Below are 490 nucleotides of genomic sequence, written 5' to 3'. Positions count from 1 at the left end.
ATGCATGGAATCCCCGCAACGCGCCGCGCTGATCCACGCCTTCTTCGCCGAGCGCGAAGCAACACGGGTCGACGGGCTGGCCGCCGAGGTGCAGCCACGGGAAATCCGCCGCGCCGCCGTCATCGGTGGCGGCACCATGGGCGTCGGCATCCTGCTGTGCTTCGCCAACGCCGGCATCCCCGTGCAACTGCTGGAAGTGAATGAAGAAGCTCTGCAGCGCGGTCTCGACCGCGCCCGCAGCCTGTACGCCGCCAGCGTGGCGCGCGGCAGCCTGGGGGCCGAGGAGATGGAGCGGCGCATGGGCCTGATCAGCGGCGTGCTCGACTACGCCGCGTTGGGCGACGCCGACGTGGTGGTCGAAGCCGTGTTCGAGAGCCTGGAGGTGAAGCGCAAGGTGATCCAGCACCACATGGATGCCGGCCTCTACCCCTACACCAAGCGCTACCTGGGCACCCTGCGTAATCACTTCTCCACCATCGGGGTCAACGGC

At 68.2% G+C, this 490-nt stretch carries 1 protein-coding gene; it reads left to right on the top strand.

Translation table 11 applies throughout. From position 1 onward, the window contains the following. Positions 1-490 (top strand): 3-hydroxyacyl-CoA dehydrogenase family protein (locus tag J5M58_RS26455; RefSeq protein ID WP_243432564.1); only part of this gene is annotated, 490 nt, incomplete at both ends.

The sequence above is a fragment of the Pseudomonas sp. 32_A genome (assembly GCF_017490905.1).
Classification (GTDB): Bacteria; Pseudomonadota; Gammaproteobacteria; order Pseudomonadales; family Pseudomonadaceae; genus Aquipseudomonas; species Aquipseudomonas inefficax.
Note: the sequence above shows the minus strand (reverse complement) of the source record. Positions and strands in the feature narration are given on the sequence as shown.